Here is a 1,288-nt window from a genome sequence, read left to right on the forward strand (position 1 = left end):
AGCCCGGCGTGGACAGCCCATTCCGCAGCCGCACCGTGGCAGAAAACCTGGTTCGATTCCGCGAAATGCGCGATGGCAAGCTGGCCGACGGCGCCGCCGTGCTGCGCGCCAAGATCAGCATGCAGTCCCCCAACATCAACCTGCGCGACCCGGCCATTTACCGCATCCGCCGCGCCACCCACCACCACACGGGCGACACCTGGTGCATCTACCCGATGTACACCTTTGCCCACCCCATCGAAGACGCGCTGGAGCAAATCACCCACAGCATCTGCACGCTGGAGTTTGAAGACCAGCGCCCGTTTTACGACTGGCTGATGGAGCGCCTGTGCGAATGCGGTCTGCTGGCCGCGCCCAGCCCCAAACAATACGAATTTGCCCGCCTGAACCTGACCTATGTGATCACCAGCAAACGCAAGCTGGCGCAACTGGTCAACGAAGGCAAAGTCAGCGGCTGGGACGACCCGCGCATGCCGACCATCGTAGGCCTGCGCCGCCGAGGCTACACGCCTGAGAGCCTGCGCCTGTTTGCCGACCGCATTGGCGTGACCAAAAGCGACAGCTGGATCGACTACAGCACTTTAGAGGGCTGCCTGCGCGAAGACCTGGAAAACAAAGCCCACCGCGGCATGGCCGTGCTCGACCCCGTCAAGCTGGTGCTGACCAACTGGGCCGAGGCCTTTGGCAGCGACGGCTACACAGAAGATTGCAGCCAACCCGCCCTGCCCCACAGCGCCGTGGCCGAGGGTCAAACACCACCCGCCGACCGTGTGTTCAAGATCGGAAAAGAAGTGTGGATCGAGCGCGAAGACTTTGAAGAAGTGCCGCCCAAGGGATACAAAAGATTGTTCCCCGGCAACGTGGTGCGCCTCATCGAATGCACCGGCTGCGCACGCGACGCGGCAGGCAACGTGACCGAAGTGCACGCCAAAGTGATCCCCGGCACCAAGAGCGGCACGCCCGGCGCCGACAGCGTCAAAGCCAAAGCCGCCATCACCTGGGTGGGCGTGGCCGACGGCGTGCAAGCCGAAGTGCGCCTGTACGACCGCCTGTTTGCCGAAGCGCACCCCGATGCGGGCGGCAAAGACTTCTTGCAAAGCCTCAACCCTGACAGCTTGAAGGTCGTCACGGCCTATGTGGAGCCATCACTGGCCCAAGCGCAACCGGACCAGAAGTTTCAGTTTGAGCGCTTTGGGTATTTTGTGGCGGACCGCCTGGATCATGTGGCGGGTGCCAAGCCGGTGTTTAACCGGGTGACGGGGTTGAAAGATTCTTGGGGGAAATAAAT

At 62.3% G+C, this 1,288-nt stretch carries 1 protein-coding gene; it reads left to right on the top strand.

The window, feature by feature from the left end:
• Positions 1-1,286, top strand: a 1,286-nt coding sequence (gene glnS / locus Q0341_RS03580; RefSeq protein WP_299510613.1) for a glutamine--tRNA ligase, incomplete at its 5' end; no start/stop codon positions are given.
• Positions 1,287-1,288: the final 2 nt, after the last annotated feature.

The organism is uncultured Limnohabitans sp. (assembly GCF_937889215.1).
Taxonomy (GTDB): domain Bacteria; phylum Pseudomonadota; class Gammaproteobacteria; order Burkholderiales; family Burkholderiaceae_C; genus Limnohabitans_A.